Genomic DNA, 26,780 nt, shown 5'->3' with positions numbered 1-26,780 from the left:
GCCTTTGAATGCGACGACCATCAACAGCCTGTTCTTGATCGGCGCGTTGCTGGTAAGTGCGAGCATTCTGGTCAGTTCTCTTTCTTCACGCCTGGGCATCCCGATCCTGGTGATCATCCTGGCCGTGGGCATGGTCGCCGGCGTCGACGGCGGCGGCATCATCTTCGACAACTACCCGACCGCCTACCTGGTGGGCAACCTCGCACTGGCCGTGATCCTGCTCGACGGCGGCCTGCGAACCCGGGTGGCGAGTTTCCGCGTGGCGCTCTGGCCGGCTTTATCGCTGGCCACGGTCGGGGTGTTGATCACCACCGGCCTTACCGGCATGGCGGCGGCCTGGCTGTTCAACCTCAACATTATCCAAGGCTTGCTGATCGGCGCGATTGTCGGTTCCACGGACGCCGCGGCGGTGTTCTCACTGCTGGGCGGCAAGGGTCTGAATGAGCGGGTCAGCGCCAGCCTGGAAATCGAATCCGGCAGCAACGACCCGATGGCGGTGTTCCTCACCGTCACCCTGATCGACATGCTCGCCAGCGGCCAGACCGGCCTGCACTGGAGCCTGCTGACACATTTGGTGCGCGAATTCGGCATCGGTGGCCTGGTCGGCCTGGGTGGCGGTTGGCTGATGCTGCAATTGGTCAATCGTATCAACCTGGCCACCGGCCTCTATCCGATCCTGGTGATCGCCGGCGGCCTGTTCGTTTTCGCCTTGACCAACGCCTTCCACGGCAGCGGCTTCCTCGCCGTGTACCTCTGCGGCCTCGTCATCGGTAACCGCCCGGTGCGCAGCCGGCATGGCATCTTGCATATGCTCGATGGCATGGCCTGGCTGGCGCAGATCGGCATGTTCCTAGTGCTGGGCCTGCTGGTCACGCCCCATGACCTGCTGCCGATCGCCCTGCCGGCCCTGGGCCTGGCGCTGTGGATGATCCTGTTCGCGCGGCCGCTGTCGGTGATGGTCGGCCTGTTGCCGTTCAAGGCCTTCCACGGCCGCGAAAAAGCCTTCATCGCCTGGGTCGGCCTGCGCGGCGCGGTGCCGATCATCCTGGCGGTGTTCCCGCTGATGGCCGGCCTGCCCCATGCGCAGCTGTACTTTAACCTGGCGTTCTTTATCGTGCTGGTGTCGCTGCTGGTGCAGGGCACGAGCCTGCCGTGGGTGGCCAAGCTGCTCAAGGTCACCGTTCCGCCGGACCCGGCGCCGATCTCCCGCGCGGCACTCGAGGTCCACGTCACCAGCGAGTGGGAGTTGTTCGTCTACCGCCTGGGCGCGGAAAAATGGTGCATCGGCGCGGCCCTGCGTGAGCTGAAAATGCCCGAAGGCACGCGCATCGCTGCGCTGTTTCGTGGCCAACAACTGCTCCATCCGTCGGGTAGTACGGTGCTGGAAGTCGGCGATCTGCTCTGTGTCATCGGCCACGAACACAACCTGCCGGCCCTGGGCAAACTGTTCAGCCAGGCGCCGCAACGTGGCCTGGACCTGCGCTTCTTCGGCGACTTCGTCCTCGAAGGCGACGCCCAACTGGGTGCGGTATCGGCGCTGTACGGCCTCAAACTCGACGGCATCGATCCGGACATGCCGCTGAGCCGATTCATCACCCAGAAAGTCGGCGGCGCCCCGGTGGTGGGCGACCAGGTGGAGTGGAACAACACCATCTGGACCGTCGCGGTCATGGACGGGAACAAGATCGGCAAAGTCGGCGTCAGATTCCCCGAAGGAAGTCGCCCGGGCCCCGGGCTCTTCCTCTAAACTGCGGGGCGACAATGCCCCCGATTCTTCACTTGCTCGACCGGTCTCTATGCCAATCCTGCGCACTTTTCTCGCCACTGCCCTGCTGGGCCTGACTCTTTGTGTCGGCAGCGTCTACGCCGCCGACCCTCCCAGCGCCGACGCCATCCAGCAATCCCTGGACAAACTGCCCGACCGCAAGCTGCCCGACGCCGACATGAAGGCGTTGCAGGCGATCCTGCAGCAGACGCTGACTTACCTGAGCAACAAGCAGGATTACGAGCAGCGCCTGGCCGACCTCAAGCGCCAGCTGGAAAACGCGCCACGCGAGACCGCCGATAACCAGCGCGAGCTGGCCCGACTCAAGGCCACCAAAATCGTGCCCGTGGCCCAGCGCTACGCCACGTTGCCGGTGCCGCAGCTCGAACAACTGCTGGTGCAGCGCAGCACCCAGCAAGGCGACCTGCAAAAAGAGCTGGCCGACGCCAATAGCCTGACCATCGCCGCCCAGACCCGCCCCGAGCGGGCGCAGACCGAAATCAGCAGCAGCCAGACGCGCATCCAGCAGATCAATACGATCCTCAAGACCGGCAAGGACAATGGCAAAGCCCTCAGTGGCGACCAGCGCAACCAGCTGAACGCTGAACTCGCCGCCTTGAACGCATTGATCCCGTTGCGCCGCCAGGAACTGGCCGGCAACAGCCAATTGCAAGACCTGGGCAACAGCCAGCACGACCTGATCCAGGAAAAAACCGCGCGCCTGGAGCAGGAAATCCAGGACCTGCAAACCCTGATCAACCAGAAGCGCCTGGCCCAATCGCAGCAAACCGTTACGCAGCAGTCCATCGAAGCGCAGAAAGCCGGCGGCAGCAGCCTGCTGGCCACCGAAAGCGCGGCCAACCTGAAGCTCTCGGACTACCTGCTCAAAAGCACCGACCGCCTCAACGACCTGACCCAGAAAAACCTGCAGACCAAGCAGCAGCTGGACACCGTCACCCAGAGCGACTCGGCGCTGGACGAGCAGATCAACGTGCTCAAGGGCAGCCTGCTGCTTTCCAAGATTCTGTATAAGCAAAAACAGGCATTGCCGCGTCTGACGGTGGACCGCGACCTGGCGGACGATATCGCCAACATTCGCCTGTACCAGTTCGAGGTCAACCAGCAGCGCGAGCTGATCAGCTCCCCCAGTGCCTATGTGGATAACCTGCTGACCAATCAGCCACCGGACGAGGTGACCCCGCAACTGCGGCGCACCCTGCTGGAACTGGCGATTACCCGCAGCGACCTGCTCGAACGCCTGAGCCGCGAGTTAAGCGCGCTGCTGAACGAATCCATCACCCTGCAACTGAACCAGAAACAACTGCTCAGCACCGCCACCACCCTGCGCGCCACGCTGGACGAACAGATGTTCTGGATCCCCAGCAACAAGCCGCTGGACACTGAGTGGCTGGAAACCGTGCCGGCGCACCTGAGCAAGCAAGTCACCACCCTGCCCTGGGCCTCCAGCGTCAGCGAATTGTATGACGGCCTGATCCAGCGCCCGCTGCTGTTTCTGCCATTGCTGCTGTTGATCGGCGCGCTGCTGTGGCGCCGCAAGGCCCTGTATCAGCGCCTGAACAAGGTGCACCTGGACATCGGCCACTTCAAGCGCGACAGCCAGTGGCACACGCCGCAGGCCATTCTGATCAACATTCTGCTGGCCATGCCGGTGTCCCTGGGCCTGGCCTTGTGCGGCTACGCGCTGCAGATCGACGCCCGAGGGCAGAACGCCAACCTGGGTTCGGCGCTGCTGCAGCTGGCCCAGGCGTGGCTGGTGTTCTACACCGCTTACCGGATTCTGGCGCCGGGCGGCGTGGCCGAATTGCACTTCCGCTGGGAAAAACCCCAGGTTGAATTCCTCCAAGGCTGGGTGCGCAAGCTCGGGTTGGTGGTGCTGGCACTCGTGGCGGTGGTAGCTATCGCCGAACACCAGCCGGCGGCGCTGGCCGACGATGTGCTGGGCATCGGCGTGGTGCTGACCTGCTACGCGTTGATGGCCTGGCTGCTGGGTCGCCTGCTGCTCTACAGCCCGACCCACGAAAAAGCCTCGCTGTTTCGCAAAGCCGTGGGCCTGTTGTTCACCGCGCTGCCCGTCGCGCTGTTTATCGCGGTGTGCTTCGGCTACTACTACACCGCTCTCAAGCTCAGCGACCGTTTGATCAACACCCTCTACCTGCTGATGCTCTGGCTGGTGATCGAAGCCACCTTTGTGCGCGGCCTCGGTGTCGCGGCGCGGCGCCTGGCTTATTCGCGTGCCCTGGCCAAACGCCAGGCTGCCAAGGAAGCCGGCGAAGGCGAAGCGGTGATCGAAGAACCGACCCTGGACATCGAACAGGTCAACGAACAGTCCATGCGCCTGATCCGCCTGGCCTTGCTCGGCGGCTTCATCGCGGCCCTGTACTGGGTGTGGTCGGACCTGATCTCGGTATTTTCCTACCTGGACAACGTCACCCTGTACGAATACACCAGCGGCACCGGCGCGAATATCAGCATGGTGCCCATCAGCATCGGCGACTTGCTCGGCGCGCTGATCATCATTGGCATCACCTTCGCCCTGGCGCGCAACCTGCCCGGCCTGCTGGAAGTGCTGGTGCTGTCCAAACTGGACCTGGCCCAGGGCAGCGCCTACGCCACCACCACCTTGCTGTCCTACATCATTGCCGGCGTGGGTTTTGTTTCGACCCTGTCCACCCTCGGCGTGAGCTGGGACAAGCTGCAATGGCTGGTGGCCGCGCTGTCGGTGGGCCTGGGCTTCGGCATGCAGGAAATTTTTGCCAACTTTATTTCCGGCATCATGATCCTGTTCGAACGCCCGGTGCGCATCGGCGACACCATCACCATCGGCAACCTGTCGGGCACGGTGAGCAAGATCCGCATCCGCGCCACCACCATCACCGATTTCGACCGCAAGGACATCATTGTCCCGAACAAAACGTTTATCACCGGGCAACTGATCAACTGGTCGCTGACCGACACCATCACCCGCGTCACGCTGAAACTGGGCGTGGACTACGGCTCCGACCTGGACCTGGTGAAGGAACTGCTGCTCAAGGCCGCGAGGGAAAACCCACGGGTTCTGAAAGATCCGGAACCCCATGTGTACTTCCTCAACTTCGGCGAAAGCACTCTGGACCACGAACTGCGCATGCACGTGCGCGACCTGGGCGACCGCAACCCGGTACTGGACGAGGTCAACCGCTATATCAACCGTGAGTTCAAGAAACAGCACATCAACATCTCGTTCCGGCAGATGGAGGTGTACCTCAAGAACATGCACGGCCAGGAATATAAGCTGGTGCCGGTCGAGGACGAGCGCAAGACCATCGCCGCCTCGACGCCGGAGCAGGACGCACCCGAGCCGCCCGCCGGAAAAGTCCAGGATGCACCTGAACCGCCACCGAGCAAACTCGACTAACGCATCCAGCCCCAGCAAAATGCGGGGGCATTCTGCTGGAGATGGCCGGTGAAAGCCCTCGATGAACTGACCTTCGACAACCGCTTCGCCCGTTTGGGCGACGCGTTCTCAACCCACGTTCTGCCCGAGCCCCTCGACGAGCCACGCCTGGTGGTGGCAAGCAATGCGGCCATGGCCCTGCTCGATCTCGACCCGGCGGTGGCGGCAACGCCGGTGTTTGCCGAACTGTTCGGTGGCCACAAGCTGTGGGCCGAAGCCGAACCGCGGGCGATGGTGTATTCCGGGCACCAGTTCGGCGGCTACACGCCGCAACTCGGCGACGGCCGGGGGTTGCTGTTGGGCGAGGTGTACAACGAAGCCGGCGAACACTGGGACCTGCACCTCAAGGGCGCGGGGATGACACCCTACTCGCGCATGGGGGATGGCCGCGCGGTCCTGCGCTCGTCGATTCGCGAGTTCCTGGCGTCCGAAGCGCTGCACGCCCTGGGCATTCCCACCAGCCGCGCGCTGTGCGTGATCGGCTCCGACACGCCGGTATGGCGCGAGAAGCAAGAGCGCGGCGCAATGGTCCTGCGCCTGGCGCCCAGCCACATCCGCTTCGGGCATTTCGAATATTTTTATTACACCAAGCAGCCCGAGCAGCAGGCGCAACTGGCCGAACACGTGTTGAACCTGCACTACCCCGAATGCCGCGAACAGCCCGAGCCGTATCTGGCGATGTTCCGCGAAATCGTCGAACGCAATGCCGAGCTGATCGCCAAATGGCAGGCCTATGGTTTCTGCCACGGTGTGATGAACACTGACAACATGTCGATCCTGGGCATCACTTTCGATTACGGGCCGTTTGCGTTTCTGGATGATTTTGACGCGCATTTCATCTGCAACCATTCCGATCATGAAGGGCGCTATTCCTTCAGCAACCAAGTGCCGATTGGCCAGTGGAACCTCAGCGCGCTGGCCCAGGCGCTCACGCCGTTTATCAGCGTGGACGCCTTGAAGGAAGCGCTTGGCCTGTACCTGCCGTACTACCAGGCCCACTACCTGGACCTGATGCGCCGCCGATTGGGGCTGACCACCGCCGAGGACGACGACCAGAAGCTGGTCGAGCGGTTGCTCAAGCTGATGCAGAACAGCGGCGTGGATTACACACTGTTCTGGCGCCGCCTGGGGGATGAATCGGCAGCGCTGGCGGTGGCGAAGCTGCGCGATGATTTTGTCGACATGGCCGGGTTCGATGCCTGGGCGGAACTGTATAGAGCCCGTGTAGCGCGGGACGGGGACTACAGCGAAGAACAGCGTCGTGAACGGATGCACGCGGTAAACCCGCTGTACATCCTGCGCAATTACCTGGCGCAAAACGCCATTACCGCCGCCGAGTCAGGTGACTACAGCGAAGTACGGCGGCTGCACGAGGTGCTTTCCAAGCCGTTTGAGGAGCAGCCCGGCATGGAACAGTACGCGCAACGGCCGCCGGATTGGGGTAAGCATCTGGAGATCAGTTGTTCGTCGTGAAATCGAGAGGTCGACGCATGCTGGCTACCTTGATAAACACCGGCGGCGGCGCCAAATAAAATCCATTGGCCATCCCAGGAGCCCACCATGTCCGAACCTCTCGTCATCCCTTGCCCCCATTGCAACGGCCTCAACCGCATCCCCGGCGAACGTCTGGGTGATGCGCCCAAGTGCGGGCGCTGCAAGCAAGCGGTGCTACTGAGCAAGCCTTTCGAGTTGAAGCAAGGCGACTACGCCAGTCAGATCAAGGGCGATCTGCCACTATTGGTGGATGTGTGGGCCGACTGGTGCGGGCCGTGCAAGTCGTTTGCGCCGGTGTTTGAGCAGGCGGCCGGGCAGCTGGAAGGCAAGTGCCGGCTGGCCAAGCTGGACAGCGAAGCCAACCAGCCGTTGTCGGCGCAACTGGGGATTCGGTCGATACCCAGTCTGATTCTGTTCAAAAACGGCCGTGAAGTGGCGCGCCAGAGCGGGGCGTTCCCGCTGCCGCAATTAATGAGCTGGTTGCGTAGCCAGGGGATATAACCGGACCGACACAATGCTGGACACTGTGGGAGGGGGCTTGCCCCCGATGCGGAGGGTCAGCTCCAAATGAGTTAGCTGGCAATACGCTATCGGGGCAAGCCCCTCCCGCCTTGGATCTGTGTGGCGCTTGAGCTCAGGTGCCTTCCAGCAGGTTATGCAGCTCCACAAATTGCTGGGTCAGCTTGTGCCGTGGGTCAAGGTGGATCAGCGGCCGGCTTTCCTGGTGCGATTCGCGCATGCGCACGGAGCTGGCCAGGTACACGGGCAGCACCGGCAGGCCTTCGGCGATCAACTCGTCGAGCATCTGCTGCGGCAGGCTGGCGCGGGCCTGGAACTGATTGACCACGATGCCTTCCACTTCCAGCCCTTCGTTGTGGTCTTCCTTCAATTCTTCGATTTCCGCCAGCAGGCCATACAGGGCCTGGCGCGAGAAGCTGTCACAGTCGAAGGGGATCAACACGCGATCAGCGGCAATCAGCGCCGAAACCGCATAAAAATTCAATGCCGGGGGTGTATCCAGGTAAATCCGGTCGTAATCTTCGCCCAGTTCATCCAGCAGCTTTCGCAGCTTGTTGATCTTGTGCTTGGCTTCGAGTTTGGGTTGCAGGTCTGCCAGTTCGGCGGTGGCGGTGATCACATGAAGGTTGTCGAACGGCGTTTCGTAGATATCCACCTTGTTCTTCTTGGAAAACGGCCCGGAAGACAGGGTCTGCTTGAAAAAATCGGCGATGCCCATGGGAATGTCGTCGCCGGTCAAGCCGGTGAGGTACTGGGTTGAATTGGCTTGTGCATCCAGGTCCACCAACAGGGTTCGATAGCCTTCGCTGGCGCTGACCGCCGCCAGGTTGCAGGCGATGCTGGATTTACCCACGCCGCCTTTCTGATTGAACACCACACGCCGCATGGAAAAACCTCCGTGTATCAATGAATGTCCGAGTGTAGAGGGCAAAAGCGCCTGTTAGCTACCTCGTTCATCCATGCAGTGCTGCATCGACAGAACGCAGTCGTATGACACACACGAATGATTCGGAACGGTCTGACAATCCAACCAGCGCTTGGGTAACGGACAATCTGTCAATCTTTCCCGTGATTTTGTAATCGACCTTGAACATTTTTTTACCAATGTTTGCTAGAACCCCACGGCACCCGGATAATGCGCGCCATTCGGCGCTTGCTCCCTGTCCCGGTATTCGGGGCCAAATGCCGCACATGGAAGCCCGCAGGGGCGGGATAACTTCTCAGTGATCAACTTCAACATCGCCCAATGGCGCGCCTGGGCCCCTGGCCTGGAGAGTGCGGACGACTGGCACGCCTGGTGCAAGGCCCCGGTGTTGCTGCCCGAAAGCGAAGCCTCTCCCGACGTGTCATTTCTGCCAGCCATTCAACGCCGACGCCTGAGCCGCCTGGCGCGCATGGCTTTCAGTGTGGGTTGGCCGCTGGCCGAGGGCCTGCAGGACCTGCCGCTGGTATTTGTGTCGCGCCACGGCGAAACCCCGCGCACCCTCGACATCCTCAGCGACCTGGCCCACGAACAGCCATTGTCGCCGACCCAGTTCAGCCTGTCGGTGCACAACGCAGTGATCGGCCTGTGGTCGATCCTGCGCAATGAAACCAGCGAAATGACCGCCCTCGCCGCCGCCGGCGACGGCCTGGAACACGGCCTGCTCGAAGCCGCCGCGTTGCTCAATGAAGGCGCACCGGCGGTGTTGCTGGTGATCACCGAAGAGCAGCCGCCCGCCGCCTATGCCAGCTGGATCCATGACGTGCCTTTCCCCTACGCGCTTGGCCTGCTGCTCACCCCAGGCGACGAGTGGCAACTGGAACTCACCACCGGCACTGTCCAAGCCACTCAAACCCAGTGGCCCCACGCCCTGAACCTGCTGCGCACCCTGCTCACCAACCAGGGCGCGTGCCAACATGCCTGGAAGAACCGCGTATGGAATTGGCAACGCACGCCATGACCGACAAGCCAAGGGACGCCTACTACTGGCGCCTGTGCGCCACGGCCGCCAGTTTCGCCCTGTTCGGTGTCGGCGGGCTGTGCCTGCGCCTGCTGGTGTTTCCCCTGCTCAATTGCCTGCCGGGCAGCGCGGCCCGGCATCGAGGTCGTGCGCGGCACATGATCAGTTGGCTGTTCTGGTTCTTCATTGGTCTGATGCAACGCGCCGGCGTGCTGACCTACAGCGTCGAAGGCGCCGAAAAACTCGGTCGCCCCGGCCAGATGATCATTGCCAATCACCCTTCGCTGATCGATGTGGTGTTCCTGATCGGCCTGGTACGCCAGGCCAATTGTGTGGTCAAGCAGAGCCTGTGGCAGAACCCCTTTACCCGCGGGCCGGTACGCGACGCCGGATATATCAGCAACGACGGCAGCGCCGAGATGCTCGACGCCGCCGCCGGCGCCCTGCAAAGCGGGCAAACCCTGATCATCTTCCCCGAAGGCACCCGCACCACGCCCGGCGCCGCGCCGGCCTTTCATCGCGGGGGCGCCGCCATTGCCCTGCGAGGTGCGACAATCATCACCCCCGTCATGATCAAAGTCAGCCCCACCACCCTGACCAAGGCCGAACCCTGGTATCGCATCCCCAAACGCCGCGTGCACTTCAGTTTGCGGGTCGGGGCCGATATAGAACCACAGGCGTTCGCAACTCTGGGGCCCGCGCCCCAGGCCTCACGCAAGCTCAACGATTACCTGCATCACTATTTCACTAAGGAGCTCGCCGAAGATGAGCGACCAACATAGCCTTGAGCACGACATAAAGATGCTGATCATCGAGGCCCTGGGCCTGGAAGACATCAGCGCCGACGACATCGGCAGCGATCAAACCCTGTTCGGCGAAGGCCTGGGCCTGGATTCGGTAGACGCCCTGGAACTGGGCCTGGCGATCCAGAAAACGTACGGTATCAAGATCGATGCCGACGCCAAGGACACCCGCAATCACTTCACCAACGTGGCCAGCCTTGCGGCGTTCGTCACGGCCAGACAGGCAGCTTGAGACCGGACCATGCAAACTCGTGACGAAATTTTCAACACCCTGCGCGATGCCTTGGTGGAACTGTTTGAACTGCCCCCGGAGCGCGTCACCCTCGACGCCAACCTGTATCAGGACCTGGAAATCGACAGCATCGATGCGGTGGACCTGATCGACCATATCAAGCGCCAGACCGGCAAGAAGATCGCCGCCGAGGAATTCAAGGCGGTGCGCACTGTGAACGATGTGGTTGAGGCGGTGTACCGTCTGGTCCAACCGGCCGCATGAGCCGGCTGATCGGCCTTGGCCTGTTGCTGGCGGGGCTGTTGTACCCCTTCGCGGTGTATTACGGCACCGAGCATTTTGCGCCGTGGCAATTCGGCCTGCTGCTGGGCGGCCTGTGGCTGTTGCGGGCGCTCACCGCCGCGCGCAGACCCGGCAGCCGCTGGATGGCGGTGGCGGTGATCGTGTTCTGCCTGCTGCTGGCCTGGTTCGACAACCCGCAGCTGCTGCGCTGGTACCCGAGCCTGGTCAGCGCGTTCATGCTCACGCTGTTCGGCTTGAGCCTGAAATACGGCCCGCCGATGGTTGAACGCCTGGCGCGCATGACGGAACCGGAGCTGCCACCCGAAGCCATCGTGTACACGCGCCAGGTCACCGTGGTCTGGAGTGTCTTTTTCTTGGTTAATGGCCTGCTCGCGGCCGCCCTCACCTTGTGGGCACCGCTGAGCTGGTGGACGTTGTACAACGGCCTGATCGCTTACGGGCTGATGGGGCTGCTGTTTGCCGTGGAATGGCTGGTACGACAAAGGGTGCGGGGCCGCATATGAATTGGTTGAACCTTGAGCATCTGTTGCTTGAGCCGGTGGCGCAGCGTTCGGTGTGCGCCAACCTGAATCACGCCCAACTGCGCGACCAGGCTCTGTGCCTGGCCGCCGGGCTGCAACGCCGTGGCATCCAGCGCCTGGCCGTGCACCTGGAAGATGCCGGCCTGCTGGCGATCGCCCTGCTGGGCGCCTGGCGTGCCGGGGTCAGCGTGCTGCTGCCCGCCGACCTGCAACCCCAGACCCGTCAACGCTGGGACGAATGCGTGGATGCCTGGCTGACCGAGGCCGCTGACCTTGACGCCGTGTATCAGTCGCCCCTGAACCCGGCCGCGCTGGACCTGGACACCTGCCAACTGAGCCTGTGCACCTCCGGCTCCAGCGGCGAACCCAAGCGCATCGACAAGACCCTGCGCCAGTTGGCCAACGAAGTGCAGGCCCTGGAAACCCTATGGGGCGCCGACCTCGACGGTGCCTGCATCATCGGCAGTGTCGCCACGCAGCATATCTACGGCTTGCTGTTCCGTGTGCTGTGGCCGCTGTGTGCCGGTCGCACGTTTGTGCGTCAGCAACTGGCCTTCCCCGAAGATTTACAGCGCGCCAGCCGCGAACACACACGGTTTGCCTGGGTGGCCAGCCCGGCGCTGCTCAAGCGCATGGGCGACAACCTTGATTGGCCGGCGCTGAGCCAGGTAGCGCGCGTGTTCTCCTCCGGCGGCGCGTTGCCGATGGAAGCCGCCGGCAGTCTGTATGAACGCCTGCAGCAATGGCCGACGGAAATCCTCGGCAGCTCGGAAACCGGCGGCATTGCCTGGCGCCAGGGCAATCAACCCTGGCAGCCGTTTGCCGATGTGCACCTGAGCCAAGACGCCGACGGCGCCCTGCGCATCGCTTCGCCGTACCTGCCGGCCGGGCATATCGAGCAGACCGCCGACGCCGCGCGCCTGCATGCCGATGGCCGCTTCGAGCTGCTGGGGCGTCTGGATCGCATCGTCAAACTGGAAGAAAAACGCATCTCCCTGCCCATGCTCGAACAGGCGTTGATGGCCCACCCGTGGGTGGCCGAAACACGGTTGGGCGTGGTCGAGGAAAACCGCGCGTCCCTCGGCGCCCTCGTGGTGTTAAGCGCCGCCGGTGTGCACGCCCTGCGCAATCAGGGGCGGCGCAGCGTCACCCAGACCCTGCGCCAGCACTTGAGCCAACATTGCGAAGCCCTGGCCCTGCCGCGCCGCTGGCGCCTGCTGAGCCAACTGCCACTCAACGCCCAAGGCAAACTGCCCCAGGCCGACGTGGCGGCGCTGCTCATGGCGCCACGGCCGAAGGCACCGCAGGTGTTGGAACAGGTTGAAATCGACGGCGAATGGACGCTGCAATTGAGCGTACCGCCGGACCTGGCGTATTTCAGCGGGCACTTTCCGGTCACACCGGTTCTGCCGGGGGTGGTGCAAGTGGAATGGGCGTTCAACCTCGGCCGACAACTGCTCGACCTGCCGCCGACCTTTGCCGGCATGGAAGTGCTCAAGTTCCAGCAACTGGTACGCCCCGGCGACCAGATCGAACTGCACCTGCGTTTCGACACAGAGCGCGGCAAATTGTATTTCGCCTATCGCAACGACGTCGCCGCGTGCTCCAGTGGCCGCATTCTGCTGGAACCTGCCCATGCATAACCCCTGCGCGCTGATCCCGGTCTATAACCACGAAGCCGCCGTGCCCGCCGTGGTCCATAGCCTGTTGAACAGCGGCCTGCCGTGCCTGTTGGTGGACGATGGCAGCAGCCCGGCCTGCGCAGCGGTGCTGGCGCAACTGGCGCGGCTGGAGAATGTCACCCTGCTGACCCTGCCGACCAACCAGGGCAAAGGCGGCGCGGTGATGGCGGGCTTTCGCGAAGCGGCGCGCCTGGGCTTCAGTCATGCCTTGCAGGTCGATGCCGACGGCCAACACGACCTGCGCGAAGTCGAGACCTTTATCGACGCCTCTCGCCGCCAGCCCGACGCGCTGATCTGCGGCTACCCCGAATACGACGAAAGCGTGCCCAAAGGCCGGCTGTACGCGCGTTACCTGACCCACGTATGGGTATGGATCAATACCCTGTCGCTGCAGATCCGCGACTCGATGTGCGGCTTTCGCGTGTACCCGCTGGCGCTGGTGTTGGCCCTGATGGATTCGGCCTACATCGGCACGCACATGGATTTTGATTCCGACATCCTGGTGCGTCTGGCCTGGCGCAACCAGCCCATGCGCTGGCTGCCGACGCAGGTGCACTACCCGGCCGACGGCCTGTCGCACTTTCGCCTGTTGCGCGACAACGTGCGCATCAGCGCCATGCATGCGCGGCTGTTCTTCGGCATGCTGGTGCGCGCGCCGATGATCCTGTGGCGGCGGTGGCAGGCATGAGCGACAGCACCAAGCACTGGGCCGACCGCGAAGAACGCGGCAGCTATTGGCTGATGAAACTCACCGCGTTCGCCGCCAAGGTGCTGGGCCGGCGCCTGCTGAGCCCGGTGCTGTACGGCATCGTGTTGTACTTCTTCGTGTTCGGCCGCACCGCGCGCCAGAGCGCCTGGCAGTACCAGCAGCGCCTGGCCGAGTGGAGCGGGCGCGATGAACTGCGCCCCTCCCATAGAAAAGTCTTCGGCCAGTTCATGGCCTTCGCCGACGCCCTGCTCGACAAGCTCGATGTGTGGAACGGCAAGCTGCGCATCGAACAGATCGACATCGACGACCCGGCCAAACTACGCGGGCAATTGCGCGGCGAGCGCGGGCAGATGCTGGTGGGGGCACACCTGGGCAATCTGGAAGTGTGCCGCGCCCTGGCGGAAATCGGCGAACAAGTGACCATGAACGTGCTGGTACACACCAAACACGCTGAACGTTTCAACCGTTTGCTGGGCGAAGCCGGCGCGACCCATTTGCGCCTGATTCAGGTCAGCGAGCTGGACCCGGCGACCATGCTGTTGCTCAGCCAGCGCCTGGACGAAGGCGAATGGCTGGCGATTGCCGGCGACCGCGTGCCGCTGCACGGCGGGCGCACGGTGCGCGTGGATTTCCTCGGGCACGCCGCCGCATTTCCCCAGGGCCCTTGGCTCTTGGCCGGCCTGCTCAACTGCCCGGTGAACCTGCTGATGTGCCTCAAGCACAATGGCCGTTATCGCCTGACCATCGAACCGTTCGCGCCATCGATCGAATGGAAACGCAGCACCCGCGAGCAGGTCATCGCCCAGTGGACCTCACGCTACGCCGCGCGCCTGGCCGATTTCTGCCTGGAAGCGCCCCAACAATGGTTCAACTTTTACCCTTTCTGGAAGACCGATGACGACGCATCTTGAGCCGGTAACCTTTGGCGAACGCCCCCTGCGCATCGAAGACGTGCTGGCCCTGGCCAACCGTCAGGTGCCTACCCAACTGCAAAGCGACGCGGCCTATCGCCAGCGCATCGCCAAGGGCGCGCAGTTCCTCGACTCGCTGCTGGACAAGGAAGGCGTGATCTACGGCGTGACCACCGGCTACGGCGACTCTTGCGTGGTGGCGGTACCGTTGCAGCATGTCGAAGCCCTGCCCCGTCATCTGTATACCTTCCACGGCTGCGGCCTGGGGCAGTTACTCGACGCCCAGGCCACCCGCGCCGTGCTGGCCGCGCGCTTGCAGTCGCTGTGCCACGGCGTGTCCGGGGTACGCGTTGAGTTACTGGAGCGTCTGCAAGCGTTTCTGGAACACGACGTGCTGCCGCTGATCCCGCAGGAAGGTTCGGTGGGCGCCAGCGGCGACCTGACGCCGCTGTCCTATGTGGCGGCGACGCTGTCCGGCGAACGTGAGGTGCTGTTCCGTGGCGAACGCCGCGCGGCCGCCGATGTGCATCGCGAACTGGGTTGGCAACCGCTGGTGCTGCGCCCCAAGGAAGCCCTGGCCTTGATGAACGGCACCGCCGTAATGACCGGCCTGGCCTGCCTGGCGTTTGCCCGCGCCGACTATCTGCTGCAACTGGCCACGCGTATCACCGCGCTGAACGTGGTGGCGCTGCAAGGCAACCCCGAACACTTCGACGAGCGCCTGTTCGCCGCCAAGCCGCACCCGGGGCAGATGCAAGTCGCCGCCTGGCTGCGCAAGGACTTGGCGATTGATGCACCCACCGCGCCGCTGCACCGCTTGCAGGATCGCTATTCGCTGCGCTGCGCTCCCCATGTGCTCGGCGTGCTGGCCGACAGCCTGAATTGGCTGCGTTCGTTTATCGAAATCGAGCTGAACAGCGCCAACGACAACCCGATCATCGACGCCGAGGAGGAACGCGTACTGCACGGTGGGCATTTTTACGGCGGGCATATCGCCTTCGCCATGGACAGCCTCAAGACCCTGGTGGCCAACGTCGCCGACCTGCTCGACCGACAACTGGCCCTGCTGGTGGACGTGCGCTACAACCACGGCCTGCCGAGCAACCTGTCCGGCGCGCCGGCCGACCGCGCGATGATCAACCACGGCTTCAAGGCGGTGCAGATCGGCACCAGCGCCTGGACCGCCGAAGCGTTGAAAAACACCATGCCGGCCAGCGTGTTCTCGCGCTCCACCGAATGCCACAACCAGGACAAAGTCAGCATGGGCACCATCGCCGCCCGCGATGCGATCCGCGTGCTGGAGCTGACCGAACAGGTCGCCGCCGCCACGCTGCTGGCCGCCAACCAGGGCGTGTGGCTGCGCGCCCAGGCCGACGACGCGCGCCCGCTGCCACCGGCGCTGGCGGCCATGCACGCAGAACTGACCCAAGACTTCCCACCGGTGATCGAAGACCGCGCCCTGGAAGGCGAGCTGCGCCTGTGTCTGCAACGCATCGCCGAACAACATTGGAGGCTGCATGCGTAGTCAGGGCGTGTTGCACTGCGACACCGAGATCCTCGTGCCGTTTTTCGATGTCGACACCATGCACGTGGTGTGGCACGGGCACTATGTGAAATACCTGGAAGTGGCGCGCTGCGCGCTGCTGGACAAGATCGGCCACAACTACACGCACATGCTCGACTCGGGCTATGCCTGGCCGGTCATCGACATGCAACTGCGCTATGTGCGGGGGGCGGTGTTCGGCCAGACCCTCAATGTGCGCGCCAGCCTGGTGGAATGGGAGAACCGCTTGAAGGTCAACTACCTGATTACCGACCGGGCCAGCGGCGAGCGCCTGACCCGCGCCAGCACCGTGCAGGTGGCGGTAGAAATCGTCACTCGCGAGATGCAGCTGGCGTCCCCCAAAGTCTTCACCGACGCCGTCGACAGGGCCTTGTCATGAAACTGATCACCTTCCTCGGCGCATTGCTGCTGTCGCTTCAAGCCCAGGCCTTCGACCTGCAGCAACTCAGCGACCAGTTGGCCAAACCCTCGGTGATCCACGGCAGCTTCACCCAAGAAAAACACCTGCGCGCCCTGCCGCAGCCGTTGGTCAGCAAAGGCACCTTCGTCCTGGCCAAGGACCACGGCTTGCTATGGCTGCTCAAGACGCCGTTGCAACAGGATTACCGCATCAGCGCCCAAGGCATCGCCCGCCGTGATGCCAATGGCTGGCAGTTGCTGCCGAACAAGAGCGCCGGCGCCGAGCAGAATCGTTTGTTCCTCGCCGTGCTGCAAGGCGACAGCAGTGGCTTGCAACGTGACTTCGAGCTGCAACTGCAAGGCGAGGCCACGCAGTGGAAGCTCACGCTGATCCCGCGCTCGCTGCTGCTCAAGCAAGTATTCACCCGGATCAACATCGAGGGTGGCGCGCTGGTGCAAACCATCGAACTGCTGGAAACCCAGGGCGACAGTACCGTATTGCGTATGCAGGACAGCACCGCCGATCAACCTTTGAGCGATGCGGAGCAACACGATTTTGCCCAGTGAGCGCCAGCTGCCGCGCCTGTTCCTGATCCTGCTGGTGGCCGTGCTGGCCCTGGCCGGCTGGCAGTGGCGCCACGGCGCGCCACTGTCGGCCAACCTGATGGAGCTGGTGCCCGGCAGCACGCCGAATGCTCTGGAGCAGCAGGCCGAGCAGCGCATGCAGGAGCCGCTGAACCGCGAGATGCTGGTACTGGTGGGGCACACCGACCGCCAGCAGGCGGTGGCCGTGGCCCGGCAATTGGGCGAACGCTGGCAGGCCAGCGGCCTGTTCGAAAAGGTGCAGTGGAACCTGCAGGCCGATCTACCGGCGCTGCGCGAGCAACTGCTGCGCGGACGTCTGGCGATGCTGTCGGCCAAGGACCGCGCGCAACTGATCGAGCATCCCGACGCTTTCATCCAGCAGCGTGTGCAAGCGCTGTTCGACCCCTTCACCGGCTTCAGCCTGGTGCCCAGCCAGGAGGATTGGCTGGGCCTGACGGGGCGCATCCAGAACAGCCAACCGCAACGTGGCGCGGTGCAATTGGATATCGGCAGCGGTGCGCTGATTGCCGATGCCGACGGCAAGAGTTGGGTGCTGCTGCGCGCGCGCACCACCGGCAACGCCTTCGATATGCACCTGCCACTGCGCGTGGCGGACCTGCTCCAGGCCAGCCGCGCCGAGGCCGACGCACAGGGCGCGCAATTGCTGGCCGCCAGCGGCCTGCTGTACGCCGCCAACGGTCAGCAACAGGCCACTCGCGAAATCACCTGGGTTGGCGGCGGCGCGACCGTAGGCATTCTGTTGCTGCTGTTGCTGGCGTTCCGGCGCTGGCGCGTGCTGCTGGCGTTCGTGCCGGTACTGGTGGGCATGCTGTTCGGCGCGGTGGCCTGTGTGGCGCTGTTCGGCCATATGCATGTGATGACGCTGGTGCTGGGCTCGAGCTTGATCGGCGTGGCGGTGGATTACCCGCTGCACTACTTGTCCAAGAGTTGGAGCCTGCAACCGTGGCGCAGCTGGCCGGCGCTGCGCCTGACGTTACCGGGGCTGAGCCTGAGCCTGGCGACCAGTTGCATCGGCTACCTGGCGCTGGCCTGGACGCCGTTCCCGGCACTGACCCAGATCGCTGTGTTCTCCGCCGCCGGGCTGGTGGGGGCGTACCTGTCGGCGGTGTGCCTGTTGCCGGCGCTGCTCAACGGCGTCGAACTGCGCCCGGCGCACTGGCCGTTGCGCATCGCCGAACGCCTATGGCAGCTGCGCGCCGCGTTGCTCAAGCGCGTCCCCAGTGCGGTGTTGCTGGCGTTGGTGCTGCTGTTCTGCGCCGGCGGCCTGTGGCAGTTGAATACCAAGAACGACATTCGCCAATGGATCGGCGCGCCGCCGCAGTTGCTACAGGAGGCCCAGGCCGTGGCGCGCATCACCGGGTTCCAGCCCACCAGCCAGTTCTTTCTGGTGCGCGCGCCGGACCAGCCCCAGTTGCTGGAGCGCCTGGACACCCTGGGCCAGCGTCTGGATCAATTGGTGAACACGGGCAAACTACAGGGCTACCTGGCACTCAACCAATTGGTCAGCCGCCCCGCCGAGCAACAGCAGGTGCGCGACGCATTGAACCGCCTGCCCCAGCATTGGCAGCCGCTGCTGGACCTCGGCGTGCCCGCCAGTGCCCTGCAGGCGGAAATCGCACAACTGCAGGCGCTGCCCACCGAAGACATCGACGCCGCACTGGCGGGCCCGCTGGCCGAACCCTGGCGCACACTGTGGCTGGGGCCGGTGGACGGCGGCGTGGCGGCGATGGTCAGCCTGCAAGGCTTGAACAACCCGGCGTTGCTGCACGCTCAGGCGGCGGATCTGCCGGGCGTGCAACTGGTGGATCGCCTGGGTGACCTGAACCGGGTGTTCGCCGCCACGCAGATCAGCGCCGCCGAATTGAAGCTGCTGTCGTGCGGGTTGATCGTCCTGCTGCTCATCATGCCGTTTGGTGTCGGCGGTGCCTTGCGCATCGTCGCACTGCCGCTGCTGGCCGCGCTGTGCAGCCTGGCCAGCCTCGGTTGGCTGGGCCAGCCGCTGACGCTGTTCAGCCTGTTCGGCCTGCTGCTGGTGACGGCGATCAGTGTCGACTACGCGATCCTGATGCGCGAACAGATCGGCGGCGCGGCGGTCAGCCTGCTGGGTACACTGCTGGCGGCGCTGACGACATGGCTATCGTTTGGTCTGCTGGCGGTGTCGAGTACACCGGCGGTGAGTAATTTCGGTCTATCGGTCAGCCTGGGCCTGGCGTTCAGCTTTATGCTGGCGCCCTGGGCCGGCCAACAGAAACATGCCTTATGAATGTGATTATCGCCAATGCGGCAAGGAGCCCTCGTGCCCACAGTTGAAATGGAACGCCGCCAGGTCCTGGTGATCGGTGCCGGCCCATCAGGTGCCATCGCCGCCGCGCTGCTCAAGCGCAAAGGGCATGATGTATTGATCATCGAGCGCCAGCACTTTCCGCGATTCTCGATCGGTGAAAGCCTGCTGTCCCACTGCATCGATTTCATCGAAGAGGCCGGCATGCTGGACGCCGTGCAGGCAGCAGGTTTCCAACTGAAAACCGGTGCCGCGTTCGCCTGGGGCGAGCGCTACAGCGCCTTCGATTTCAGCGATACGTTCAGCGATGGCAAGCCCACCACGTTCCAGGTGCAGCGCGGCGAGTTCGACAAGTTGCTGGCCGACCAGGCCGAACTGCAGGGTGTGGATATCCGCTACGGCGAAACCATCGTCGGCGTGGACTTCAAAGGTGACTGCCGTTACTTGCATGTGCGTCGCGAGAACGGCAGCGAGTACCACCTCAAGGCCAAGTTCGTGCTCGATGCCAGCGGCTACGGCCGCGTGCTGCCGCGCCTGCTGGACCTGGAAGCTCCGTCGAATTTTCCGGTGCGTCAGGCGGTGTTCACCCACGTCGAAGACCGCATCGAACACCCAGGCTTCGACCGCACCAAGATCCTCGTGACCACCCATCCCACCCAGCGCGACATCTGGTTCTGGACCATACCGTTCAGCAACGGCCGCTGCTCAGTGGGGGTGGTTGCGGCCAAGGAGCATTTCGACACCCGTGGCGATGATCTGGACGCTTGCCTGCGCGGCTTTATCGCCGAAACGCCGAGCCTGGCCGGCGTGCTGCAAAACGCTGTGTGGGATACGCCGGCGCGCAGCATCGGCGGCTACTCGGCGAACGTCACCACCTTGCACGGCCCGGGCTTTGCGCTGTTGGGCAACGCAGCGGAATTCCTCGACCCGGTGTTCTCCTCCGGTGTGACCATCGCCATGCGCTCGGCCAGCATGGCCGCCGGCGTGCTGCACCGCCAGTTGAGCGGCGAGACGGTGGATTGGCAGACCGAATTCGCCGCGCCCCTCAAGCGCGGCGTCGATACTTTCCGTTGCTACGTCGAAGGCTGGTACGCCGGGACGTTCCAGGATGTAATTTTCCATCCCGGCAGCGCCCCGGAGATTCGCCGCATGATCAGCTCGATCCTTGCCGGCTATGCATGGGACGAGCGCAACCCGTTTGTCAGCGAGCCCAAGCGACGCTTGCGGATGTTGTCGGAAATCTGTGCGAGTGAGCCGGTATGAGTACGCCCTACCTGAGCAAAAACTACGTCGAGGAAACCCGCTTCGGCCTGTGGTTCCTGCGCAGCCACACCTGGCAACACTACGTGCTGCGCGTGGCCATCAACGACCTGCGCGGCCTGTTCAGCGAGCCGCTGCCCCAGGCGCCGGTGCTGCTGGACGCCGGTTGCGGTCAGGGCAAATCGTTCACCCTGCTGCAACAAGCGTTTGCACCGGCGCGCCTGATCGGCCTGGATGCCGACCCCCACAGTTTGCAGATGAGCCAGGCCGAAGCCGAGCGCCAGGGCCTGAACGTCGAGCTGATCGGCAGCGATTGCGCCACCCTCGACATGGCCGACGACAGCGTCGACCTGCTGTTCTGCCACCAGACCTTTCACCATCTGGTGGAACAGCACCGTGCGCTGCAAGAGTTCTACCGGGTGCTCAAACCCGGCGGCTACCTGTTGTTTGCCGAATCCACCGAAGCCTATATCGACACCTGGGTGATCCGGTGGCTGTTCCGCCACCCCATGCACGTGCAGAAAAGCGCCGAAGAATACCTGGCGATGCTGCGCGAGCAAGGCTTTGAGTTTGGCCCGCAGAACGTTTCATACCCCTACCTGTGGTGGAGCCGCTCGAAGGATTTCGGCCTGCTCGAACGCCTGCGCCTGCGCCGGCCGAAACCGGTGGGCCAGCGCGAAGAAACCCTGGTCAACTGCGTGGCGCGCAAACCCTTGGCGAGCGTTGCGCCATGATCCGCGCGTTATTGATCGGTTGCCTGTTGCTGCTCAGCGCCTGCGCCAGCCAGCCGCCGCTGCCCGCGACCACCCCGCGCCTGCCGCTGCCGCTGCAACTGCATGTGCAACGCCTGGCGGACGGCCAGACCCAGGATTGGCTGCTGGTGGTGCAACGCGAAGGCGCCGCATTGCGCTGGTCGATGATGGACCCGCTGGGTATTCCCCAGGCCCGGCAGAAACTGGTCGACGGCCAGTGGCAGGCCGATGGCTTGCTGCCGCCCAACCCGCAGGCGCGTGAGCTGTTCGCCGCGCTGTTATTTGCCCTGACGTCGGCGGATGAGGTGCGCGCGCTGTACCCCAGCGCCCAGGCGCGGGACCTGACGCGCACCCTGCCGGGCCATTGGCAGATCGTGTACCAGTCTTCCGAAGTATTCCGCGTGAACATCGCGGGGCAGCCTTTGAGCTACCGCATCACGCCGCTTGGAGCCGCCCGATGAGCGCCTACCTGAACGCCCTCGGCCTGATCTGCGCCCTTGGCCGAGGCCAGGCCGAAGTCAGCCGCAACCTGTTCGCCGGCGATTGCTCGGGCATGCGCGCCGAAAGTGGCTGGGTGCCGGAACGCGTATTGCCGGTGGGCGGCGTGCAGGGTGAGCTGGCGCGTATCCCGGTTGAACTGGGCCAGCAAAGCAGCCGCAACAATCAACTGTTGCTGGAAGCGGCGTTGCAGATCGAGGACGAGATTCGCCAGGCCATCCACACCTACGGCACCTCGCGCGTGGGCGTGGTGCTCGGCACCAGTACTTCGGGCATCGATGAGGCCAGTCGCGGCATCGCCGAGTACCTGCGTGACAACCACTTCCCCGGCACCTATGACTATCAGCAACAGGAACTCAGTGCGCCGGCAAATTTCCTCGCCGACTGGTTGCAACTGAGCGGCCCGGCCTATGTGATTTCCACCGCCTGCACCTCCAGCGCCCGTGCGCTGATGAGTGCCCGGCGCCTGCTGGACCTGGGCCTGTGCGACGCGGTGATCTGCGGCGGCGTGGACAGCCTGTGCAAGCTGACCCTCAACGGTTTCAGCGCGCTGGAAGCGGTATCCGACACGCGCTGCAACCCGTTTTCGCGCAACCGCGACGGCATCAATATCGGTGAAGCGGCCGTGCTGTTCCTGATGAGCAGGCAACCGGCGCCCATCGCCCTGTTGGGCAGCGGCGCCAGTTGCGATGCGCACCATATTTCCGCGCCGGAGCCGAGCGGCAAGGGCGCGTTGCAGGCGATGCGCAAGGCCTTGGCCAGCGCAAAACTGATGCCTGAGCAGATCGGCTACCTGAACCTGCATGGCACCGCTACCCAGCACAACGACGCCATGGAAAGCCTGGCAGTCGCCAGCCTGTTCCCCGCCGGCGTGACCTGCTCGTCGACCAAACCCATGAGCGGCCATACCCTGGGCGCCGCCGGCGCGCTGGAAGCCGCGTTCTGCTGGCTGAGCCTGCGCCACGGCCAGGTGCCACCGCATGTTTGGGACGGCGAGGCCGACCCTGTGCTCCCGGCCTTGCAATGGGCGCGTGTCGGCGAACCTTTGGAGAAAACCTGCCTGATGAGCAACTCGTTTGCCTTCGGCGGCAACAACGTCAGCCTGATTATCGGAGAGGCCCCATGATCGATTGGCCACTCGCCGAACTGATCCCCCACGCGGGCGACATGATCCTGATCGACCAGGTGCTGTCGTTCGACGAAGAACAGATTCACACCCGCGCCACCGTCAAGCCCGGTGGCCTGTTCAACCGCCCTGACGGCAGCCTGCCGGCCTGGGTCGGCATCGAACTGATGGCCCAGAGCGTCGCCGCCTACGCCGGCTGCCACGCCCGCCGCAAAGGCGAGCCGGTGGCGTTGGGCTTCCTGCTGGGCACGCGTAAGTTCGAGTGCAACGTCGAGCACTTCCCGGCCGGCGCCGAGCTGAGCATCCACGGCCTGCGGTCGCTGGAAGACGACAACGGCATGGGTGTGTTCGAATGCCACCTGCGCGGCGACGGGTTCCACGCCAGCGCGCGCTTGAACGTATTTCGACCGCCCCAGGCGGCCGCCTATTTAGATGAATCGAAGGACGAAACGCCATGACTGAATCCGTACTGGTCACCGGCTCCAGCCGTGGCATCGGCCGCGCCATTGCCCTGCGCCTGGCCCAGGCGGGCCACGACATTGTGCTGCACTGCCGCAGCGGCCGCGCCGAGGCGGATGCGGTGCAGGTGCAGATCCAGGCCCTGGGCCGTCAGGCGCGGGTGCTGCAGTTCGACGTGGCGGATCGCGCCAGCTGCAAGCACATCCTTGAAGCCGATGTGGAGCAACACGGCGCCTATTACGGCGTGGTGCTCAACGCCGGCCTGACCCGCGACGGCGCGTTCCCGGCCTTGTCGGAGGACGACTGGGACGTGGTGATGCGCACCAATCTGGACGGTTTCTACAACGTGCTGCACCCGGTGATGATGCCGATGATCCGTCGTCGCGCGGCCGGGCGCATCGTGTGCATTACCTCGGTATCGGGGCTGATCGGCAATCGCGGGCAGGTCAACTACAGTGCCTCGAAAGCCGGCCTGATCGGCGCGGCCAAGGCCCTGGCCATCGAGCTGGGCAAGCGCAGGATCACGGTCAACTGCGTCGCGCCGGGGCTGATCGACACGGCCATGCTGGACGAAAACGTACCCGTCGAGGAACTGATGAAAATGATCCCGGCACAACGCATGGGCACCCCGGAAGAAGTGGCCGGGGCGGTGAACTTCCTGATGTCTGCGGAAGCCGGTTACATCACCCGCCAGGTGCTGGCGGTGAATGGGGGCCTGTGCTGATGAAGCGTGTCGTCGTCACCGGCATGGCCGGCGTGACCTCCCTGGGCAGCGACTGGCCGACCATTTCGGCCAACTTCCGCGCCAACCGCAGCGGTATCCGGCGCATGGACGAATGGGACCGTTTCACCGAACTGAACACGCGCTTGGCCGGGCCCATCGACGATTTCGTGGTGCCCTCCCACTGGACACGCAAGCAACTGCGCAGCATGGGCCGCGTCTCGCGCCTGGCGGTGTGGGCCGCGGAGCAGGCGTTGCAGGATGCCGGTTTGCTCGGCGATGAGTCGATCAAGGACGGGCGCATGGGCGTGGCCTGTGGTTCGTCCACCGGCAGCACCGATGAGATCAAGGCTTTCGGCAACATGCTGCTCAACTCGGTGGCCGAGGGGCTCAACGCCAACTCCTATGTGCGCATGATGCCGCACACCACGGCGGCGAATATCAGCATTTTTTTTGGCCTGACCGGGCGCTTGATTCCCACTTCGAGCGCCTGCACCAGCGGCAGCCAGGGCATCGGCTACGCCTACGAGGCGATCAAGTTCGGGCGCCTGCCGTTGATGCTCGCCGGCGGTGCCGAAGAGCTGTGCCCCACCGAAGCCATGGTATTCGATGCGCTGTACGCCACCAGCCTGAAAAACGACGCACCGCAAACCAGCCCACGCCCCTACGACAGCGGCCGCGACGGCCTGGTGATCGGTGAAGGCGGCGGCATGCTGGTGCTCGAAGAACTGGAACACGCCCTGGCGCGCGGTGCGCATATCCATGCCGAAATCGTCGGCTTCGGCAGTAACGCCGACGGCCAGCACACCACCCGCCCGGAACAGAAAACCATGCGCCGTGCCATGGAACTGGCCCTGGAAGACGCCGGGCTGGCACCGGCCGCCATCGGTTACGTAAACGGGCATGGCACCGCCACCGATCAGGGCGACATCGCCGAGACCCTGGCCACCAGCAGCCTGTTCGGCAGTCGCATGCCTATCAGTTCGCAAAAGAGCTTTCTGGGCCACACCCTGGGCGCGTGCGGGGCGCTGGAGTCGTGGTTCAGCATCGAAATGATGAACCGCGACCAGTACGTGCACACTTTCAACCTGGACACGGTCGACCCGCAGTGCGGCGAGCTGGATTACCTGCAGGGCGGCTTTCGCCAGATGCATCACGACTATGTGATGAACAACAATTTTGCCTTTGGTGGCGTCAATACGTCGCTGATCTTTCGCCGCTGGTCCTGATTTTTTAATCGATTGGAGAAAACGGAATGTCTTCCTTGCTACGCGCCACCTTCATCACTTTGGCTCTGCTGAGCGCCGCCGGTTGCACCAGCAAACCGGTGCTCAACCCTCACAGTGAGCTACCGGCCGGAACGCAGGTCAGCGAAGAAAAAATGAAGCAGGTGATCGTCAACGCCTTGCAGAAACGCGAATGGACCGTGCAGCGCCTGAGCCCGCAACTGGTTCAGGCCGAAATCACCGTACGCGGCCAGTACCACGCTGAAATCGACATCCACTACACCCGCAGTAGCTATGCCATCACCTACCGCGACAGCCGCGACCTGGGCTACAAGGACGGCAAGATCCATCGCAATTACAACCGCTGGGTGAACAACCTGGATAACGACATCATGGCGGGGTTGCGCAGTAATGGTGTGAGTGGCGAGGCAGGGTCGGCGGCGCAGTTGTTTGAGCAGACGGGAACGTCGAAGTAAAACCAAAGCCAGGCACCACCTCTGTGGCGAGCGGGCTTGCCCCGCGTTGGGCTGCGAAGCGGCCCCAACAAGATCACCGCGTTTTTTCAGACAGATCACAGCGTCAGATTTGGGGCTGCTGCGCAGCCCAACGCGGGGCAAGCCCGCTCACCACCAACAACTCCACAAACGCCTTCGCCATCGGCGTTTGTGCGCCTTTGCGCTGTACCAGCCAGACCGCCGTCACCGCCTCCTGATCCAGCAACGTGCGATAGACCACGCCATCGATGCGGATGCGCTGATACGACGCCGGCAGTACCGACACGCCTAACCCCGCCGCCACCAACCCGATAATCGTCATCGCCTCCCCCGCTTCCTGGGCGAAGCGCGGGCTGAAGCCGGCGTCGCGGCACAGATTGAGCAGCTGGGCGTACAAGCCACTGCCGTAACTGCGTGGGAAAAACACAAACGGCTCCTGCGCCAATTGCGCCAGGTGCAAGCCACGCTCGGAGCCTTGCGCCAAGGGGTGGCCGGCGCTCAGCACGGCCACCAGCGGTTCGCGCATCAGCTCGATCACAGCCAGCGAATCCGGCAAGGGCAACGGACGCATCAGCCCGACCTGAATCGACTCATCCACCAGCGACTCGGCCACCTCGGTGCTGCTCATTTCCTGCAGGTTGAGGTGAACCGCCGGGAATGCCTGACGGAAGGCAAAGATCGCCTGGGGAATGCTGGCATTGAACGGCGCCGATGACGTGAAGCCAATCTTCAATTCTCCCAGTTCGCCCAACTGTGCCCGCCGCGCCACGTCTGCGGCTTTATCGACCTGGGCTAGCACCAGGCGTGCCTCTTGCAGGAACAGGCGCCCCGCTTCACTCAGTTCGACCCGACGATTGGTGCGCTCGAACAGCCGCGCCCCCACTTCGTTCTCCAACGCCTGGATCTGCTGGCTCAGGGGCGGTTGCGAGATGCCCAGTACCTGCGCCGCACGGCCAAAATGCAGCTCTTCGGCGACCGCGATGAAATACCGCAGATGACGTAATTCCATGCTTGCCTCATTAGGTCGTTAAAGCTATCAAACAGGTCGAACAATATAT

The 26,780-nt window shown here is 63.8% G+C and carries 26 protein-coding genes; 24 read left to right on the top strand and 2 right to left on the bottom strand.

Annotated features, from left to right (window positions below; genetic code table 11):
• The first annotated feature begins 4 nt into the window (after nucleotides 1–4).
• The 4 genes from G7025_RS17455 to trxC all read left to right on the top strand — a co-directional run bounded on the left by G7025_RS17455 (nucleotide 5) and on the right by trxC (nucleotide 7,214).
• Nucleotides 5–1,747: a potassium/proton antiporter gene (locus G7025_RS17455; RefSeq protein ID WP_181080381.1), complete on the top strand. Its 1,743-nt coding sequence runs from the start codon at nucleotides 5–7 to the stop codon at nucleotides 1,745–1,747.
• A 49-nt stretch (nucleotides 1,748–1,796) separates the two neighbouring features.
• The gene (gene mscK / locus G7025_RS17450; RefSeq protein ID WP_181080380.1) at nucleotides 1,797–5,180 is read left to right on the top strand and encodes a mechanosensitive channel MscK; all 3,384 of its coding nucleotides are present in this window, start codon (nucleotides 1,797–1,799) and stop codon (nucleotides 5,178–5,180) included.
• Between the two features lie 48 nt (nucleotides 5,181–5,228).
• Nucleotides 5,229–6,692, top strand: coding sequence for a protein adenylyltransferase SelO (selO, locus tag G7025_RS17445; RefSeq protein WP_181080379.1), 1,464 nt, complete (start codon nucleotides 5,229–5,231; stop codon nucleotides 6,690–6,692).
• A gap of 87 nt (nucleotides 6,693–6,779) precedes the next feature.
• The gene (gene trxC, locus G7025_RS17440) at nucleotides 6,780–7,214 is read left to right on the top strand and encodes a thioredoxin TrxC (RefSeq protein WP_181080378.1); all 435 of its coding nucleotides are present in this window, start codon (nucleotides 6,780–6,782) and stop codon (nucleotides 7,212–7,214) included.
• A gap of 133 nt (nucleotides 7,215–7,347) precedes the next feature.
• Here trxC and G7025_RS17435 read toward each other — a convergent pair whose 3' ends face one another.
• Nucleotides 7,348–8,118 carry a ParA family protein gene (locus tag G7025_RS17435; RefSeq protein ID WP_181080377.1) on the bottom strand — a complete coding sequence of 257 codons (771 nt, stop codon included), beginning with the start codon at nucleotides 8,116–8,118 and terminating at the stop codon, nucleotides 7,348–7,350.
• Nucleotides 8,119–8,455: 337 nt separating this feature from the next.
• On the opposite strand from G7025_RS17435, the gene G7025_RS17430 reads away from it, so the two are divergent.
• From G7025_RS17430 to G7025_RS17335, 20 genes are read left to right on the top strand one after another with little or no spacing between them, the layout of a single operon-like run.
• Entirely contained in the window at nucleotides 8,456–9,175 is a 720-nt protein-coding gene (locus G7025_RS17430) for a beta-ketoacyl synthase chain length factor (RefSeq protein WP_181080376.1), read from the top strand.
• Entirely contained in the window at nucleotides 9,151–9,957 is an 807-nt protein-coding gene (locus G7025_RS17425; RefSeq protein ID WP_181080375.1) for a lysophospholipid acyltransferase family protein, read from the top strand. Before G7025_RS17430 ends, G7025_RS17425 begins: the two co-directional genes overlap by 25 nt.
• Nucleotides 9,941–10,210 (top strand): phosphopantetheine-binding protein, encoded by a 270-nt coding sequence (locus tag G7025_RS17420; protein WP_181080374.1) that lies wholly within the window; start codon nucleotides 9,941–9,943, stop codon nucleotides 10,208–10,210. The genes G7025_RS17425 and G7025_RS17420 overlap by 17 nt, the downstream gene beginning before the upstream one ends.
• A 9-nt stretch (nucleotides 10,211–10,219) precedes the next feature.
• Nucleotides 10,220–10,474, top strand: coding sequence for an acyl carrier protein (locus G7025_RS17415; protein WP_181080373.1), 255 nt, complete (start codon nucleotides 10,220–10,222; stop codon nucleotides 10,472–10,474).
• On the top strand, nucleotides 10,471–11,016 hold the full coding sequence (locus tag G7025_RS17410) for a COG4648 family protein (protein ID WP_181080372.1): 546 nt from the start codon (nucleotides 10,471–10,473) through the stop codon (nucleotides 11,014–11,016). Before G7025_RS17415 ends, G7025_RS17410 begins: the two co-directional genes overlap by 4 nt.
• A complete protein-coding gene (locus G7025_RS17405) occupies nucleotides 11,013–12,677 on the top strand; it encodes an acyl-CoA synthetase family protein (protein ID WP_181080371.1) in 1,665 nt (554 codons plus the stop codon). The genes G7025_RS17410 and G7025_RS17405 overlap by 4 nt, the downstream gene beginning before the upstream one ends.
• Entirely contained in the window at nucleotides 12,670–13,404 is a 735-nt protein-coding gene (locus G7025_RS17400; protein ID WP_181080370.1) for a glycosyltransferase family 2 protein, read from the top strand. The genes G7025_RS17405 and G7025_RS17400 overlap by 8 nt, the downstream gene beginning before the upstream one ends.
• Complete coding sequence (locus tag G7025_RS17395) at nucleotides 13,401–14,336, top strand: LpxL/LpxP family acyltransferase (protein ID WP_034095529.1); 936 nt, start codon at nucleotides 13,401–13,403, stop codon at nucleotides 14,334–14,336. Before G7025_RS17400 ends, G7025_RS17395 begins: the two co-directional genes overlap by 4 nt.
• Complete coding sequence (locus tag G7025_RS17390) at nucleotides 14,320–15,861, top strand: HAL/PAL/TAL family ammonia-lyase (RefSeq protein ID WP_181080369.1); 1,542 nt, start codon at nucleotides 14,320–14,322, stop codon at nucleotides 15,859–15,861. The genes G7025_RS17395 and G7025_RS17390 overlap by 17 nt, the downstream gene beginning before the upstream one ends.
• A complete protein-coding gene (locus G7025_RS17385) occupies nucleotides 15,854–16,279 on the top strand; it encodes an acyl-CoA thioesterase (RefSeq protein ID WP_181080368.1) in 426 nt (141 codons plus the stop codon). Before G7025_RS17390 ends, G7025_RS17385 begins: the two co-directional genes overlap by 8 nt.
• Nucleotides 16,276–16,866, top strand: a complete 591-nt coding sequence (locus G7025_RS17380; protein ID WP_181080367.1) for an outer membrane lipoprotein carrier protein LolA — start codon at nucleotides 16,276–16,278, stop codon at nucleotides 16,864–16,866. Before G7025_RS17385 ends, G7025_RS17380 begins: the two co-directional genes overlap by 4 nt.
• Nucleotides 16,838–19,168: an MMPL family transporter gene (locus G7025_RS17375; protein ID WP_181080366.1), complete on the top strand. Its 2,331-nt coding sequence runs from the start codon at nucleotides 16,838–16,840 to the stop codon at nucleotides 19,166–19,168. The genes G7025_RS17380 and G7025_RS17375 overlap by 29 nt, the downstream gene beginning before the upstream one ends.
• 33 nt (nucleotides 19,169–19,201) lie before the next feature.
• Nucleotides 19,202–20,449 carry an NAD(P)/FAD-dependent oxidoreductase gene (locus tag G7025_RS17370; protein ID WP_181080365.1) on the top strand — a complete coding sequence of 416 codons (1,248 nt, stop codon included), beginning with the start codon at nucleotides 19,202–19,204 and terminating at the stop codon, nucleotides 20,447–20,449.
• Nucleotides 20,446–21,180, top strand: a complete 735-nt coding sequence (locus G7025_RS17365) for a class I SAM-dependent methyltransferase (protein WP_181080364.1) — start codon at nucleotides 20,446–20,448, stop codon at nucleotides 21,178–21,180. Before G7025_RS17370 ends, G7025_RS17365 begins: the two co-directional genes overlap by 4 nt.
• Entirely contained in the window at nucleotides 21,177–21,659 is a 483-nt protein-coding gene (locus G7025_RS17360) for a hypothetical protein (protein ID WP_181080363.1), read from the top strand. The genes G7025_RS17365 and G7025_RS17360 overlap by 4 nt, the downstream gene beginning before the upstream one ends.
• Nucleotides 21,656–22,822, top strand: coding sequence for a beta-ketoacyl-[acyl-carrier-protein] synthase family protein (locus G7025_RS17355; RefSeq protein WP_181080362.1), 1,167 nt, complete (start codon nucleotides 21,656–21,658; stop codon nucleotides 22,820–22,822). Before G7025_RS17360 ends, G7025_RS17355 begins: the two co-directional genes overlap by 4 nt.
• The gene (locus tag G7025_RS17350; RefSeq protein ID WP_034136590.1) at nucleotides 22,819–23,280 is read left to right on the top strand and encodes a hotdog family protein; all 462 of its coding nucleotides are present in this window, start codon (nucleotides 22,819–22,821) and stop codon (nucleotides 23,278–23,280) included. Before G7025_RS17355 ends, G7025_RS17350 begins: the two co-directional genes overlap by 4 nt.
• The gene (gene fabG, locus G7025_RS17345) at nucleotides 23,277–24,005 is read left to right on the top strand and encodes a 3-oxoacyl-ACP reductase FabG (RefSeq protein WP_181080361.1); all 729 of its coding nucleotides are present in this window, start codon (nucleotides 23,277–23,279) and stop codon (nucleotides 24,003–24,005) included. Before G7025_RS17350 ends, fabG begins: the two co-directional genes overlap by 4 nt.
• Nucleotides 24,005–25,231, top strand: a complete 1,227-nt coding sequence (locus G7025_RS17340) for a beta-ketoacyl-ACP synthase (protein WP_034095712.1) — start codon at nucleotides 24,005–24,007, stop codon at nucleotides 25,229–25,231. Before fabG ends, G7025_RS17340 begins: the two co-directional genes overlap by 1 nt.
• Nucleotides 25,232–25,257: 26 nt before the next feature.
• On the top strand, nucleotides 25,258–25,704 hold the full coding sequence (locus G7025_RS17335) for a hypothetical protein (RefSeq protein WP_181080360.1): 447 nt from the start codon (nucleotides 25,258–25,260) through the stop codon (nucleotides 25,702–25,704).
• Between the two features lie 103 nt (nucleotides 25,705–25,807).
• On the opposite strand, the gene G7025_RS17330 is transcribed toward G7025_RS17335, so the two are convergent.
• On the bottom strand, nucleotides 25,808–26,731 hold the full coding sequence (locus G7025_RS17330; protein WP_181080359.1) for a LysR family transcriptional regulator: 924 nt from the start codon (nucleotides 26,729–26,731) through the stop codon (nucleotides 25,808–25,810).
• Nucleotides 26,732–26,780 lie beyond the last annotated feature (49 nt).

Origin of the sequence: Pseudomonas lurida (genome assembly GCF_013522705.1) — a bacterium.
Lineage (GTDB): Bacteria > Pseudomonadota > Gammaproteobacteria > Pseudomonadales > Pseudomonadaceae > Aquipseudomonas > Aquipseudomonas quebecensis.
Note: the sequence above shows the minus strand (reverse complement) of the source record. Positions and strands in the feature narration are given on the sequence as shown.

Excerpts from the sequence above, each read along its gene's own strand:
- mscK (WP_181080380.1), top strand. The coding sequence starts at position 1,797 with ATGCCAATCCTGCGCACTTTTCTCGCCACTGCCCTGCTGGGCCTGACT.
- trxC (WP_181080378.1), top strand. The coding sequence starts at position 6,780 with ATGTCCGAACCTCTCGTCATCCCTTGCCCCCATTGCAACGGCCTCAAC.
- G7025_RS17435 (WP_181080377.1), bottom strand. The coding sequence starts at position 8,118 with ATGCGGCGTGTGGTGTTCAATCAGAAAGGCGGCGTGGGTAAATCCAGC.
- G7025_RS17425 (WP_181080375.1), top strand. The coding sequence starts at position 9,151 with ATGGAATTGGCAACGCACGCCATGACCGACAAGCCAAGGGACGCCTAC.
- G7025_RS17420 (WP_181080374.1), top strand. The coding sequence starts at position 9,941 with ATGAGCGACCAACATAGCCTTGAGCACGACATAAAGATGCTGATCATC.
- G7025_RS17415 (WP_181080373.1), top strand. The coding sequence starts at position 10,220 with ATGCAAACTCGTGACGAAATTTTCAACACCCTGCGCGATGCCTTGGTG.
- G7025_RS17410 (WP_181080372.1), top strand. The coding sequence starts at position 10,471 with ATGAGCCGGCTGATCGGCCTTGGCCTGTTGCTGGCGGGGCTGTTGTAC.
- G7025_RS17405 (WP_181080371.1), top strand. The coding sequence starts at position 11,013 with ATGAATTGGTTGAACCTTGAGCATCTGTTGCTTGAGCCGGTGGCGCAG.
- G7025_RS17400 (WP_181080370.1), top strand. The coding sequence starts at position 12,670 with ATGCATAACCCCTGCGCGCTGATCCCGGTCTATAACCACGAAGCCGCC.
- G7025_RS17395 (WP_034095529.1), top strand. The coding sequence starts at position 13,401 with ATGAGCGACAGCACCAAGCACTGGGCCGACCGCGAAGAACGCGGCAGC.
- G7025_RS17390 (WP_181080369.1), top strand. The coding sequence starts at position 14,320 with ATGACGACGCATCTTGAGCCGGTAACCTTTGGCGAACGCCCCCTGCGC.
- G7025_RS17385 (WP_181080368.1), top strand. The coding sequence starts at position 15,854 with ATGCGTAGTCAGGGCGTGTTGCACTGCGACACCGAGATCCTCGTGCCG.
- G7025_RS17380 (WP_181080367.1), top strand. The coding sequence starts at position 16,276 with ATGAAACTGATCACCTTCCTCGGCGCATTGCTGCTGTCGCTTCAAGCC.
- G7025_RS17375 (WP_181080366.1), top strand. The coding sequence starts at position 16,838 with ATGCGGAGCAACACGATTTTGCCCAGTGAGCGCCAGCTGCCGCGCCTG.
- G7025_RS17365 (WP_181080364.1), top strand. The coding sequence starts at position 20,446 with ATGAGTACGCCCTACCTGAGCAAAAACTACGTCGAGGAAACCCGCTTC.
- G7025_RS17360 (WP_181080363.1), top strand. The coding sequence starts at position 21,177 with ATGATCCGCGCGTTATTGATCGGTTGCCTGTTGCTGCTCAGCGCCTGC.
- G7025_RS17355 (WP_181080362.1), top strand. The coding sequence starts at position 21,656 with ATGAGCGCCTACCTGAACGCCCTCGGCCTGATCTGCGCCCTTGGCCGA.
- G7025_RS17350 (WP_034136590.1), top strand. The coding sequence starts at position 22,819 with ATGATCGATTGGCCACTCGCCGAACTGATCCCCCACGCGGGCGACATG.
- fabG (WP_181080361.1), top strand. The coding sequence starts at position 23,277 with ATGACTGAATCCGTACTGGTCACCGGCTCCAGCCGTGGCATCGGCCGC.
- G7025_RS17340 (WP_034095712.1), top strand. The coding sequence starts at position 24,005 with ATGAAGCGTGTCGTCGTCACCGGCATGGCCGGCGTGACCTCCCTGGGC.
- G7025_RS17335 (WP_181080360.1), top strand. The coding sequence starts at position 25,258 with ATGTCTTCCTTGCTACGCGCCACCTTCATCACTTTGGCTCTGCTGAGC.
- G7025_RS17330 (WP_181080359.1), bottom strand. The coding sequence starts at position 26,731 with ATGGAATTACGTCATCTGCGGTATTTCATCGCGGTCGCCGAAGAGCTG.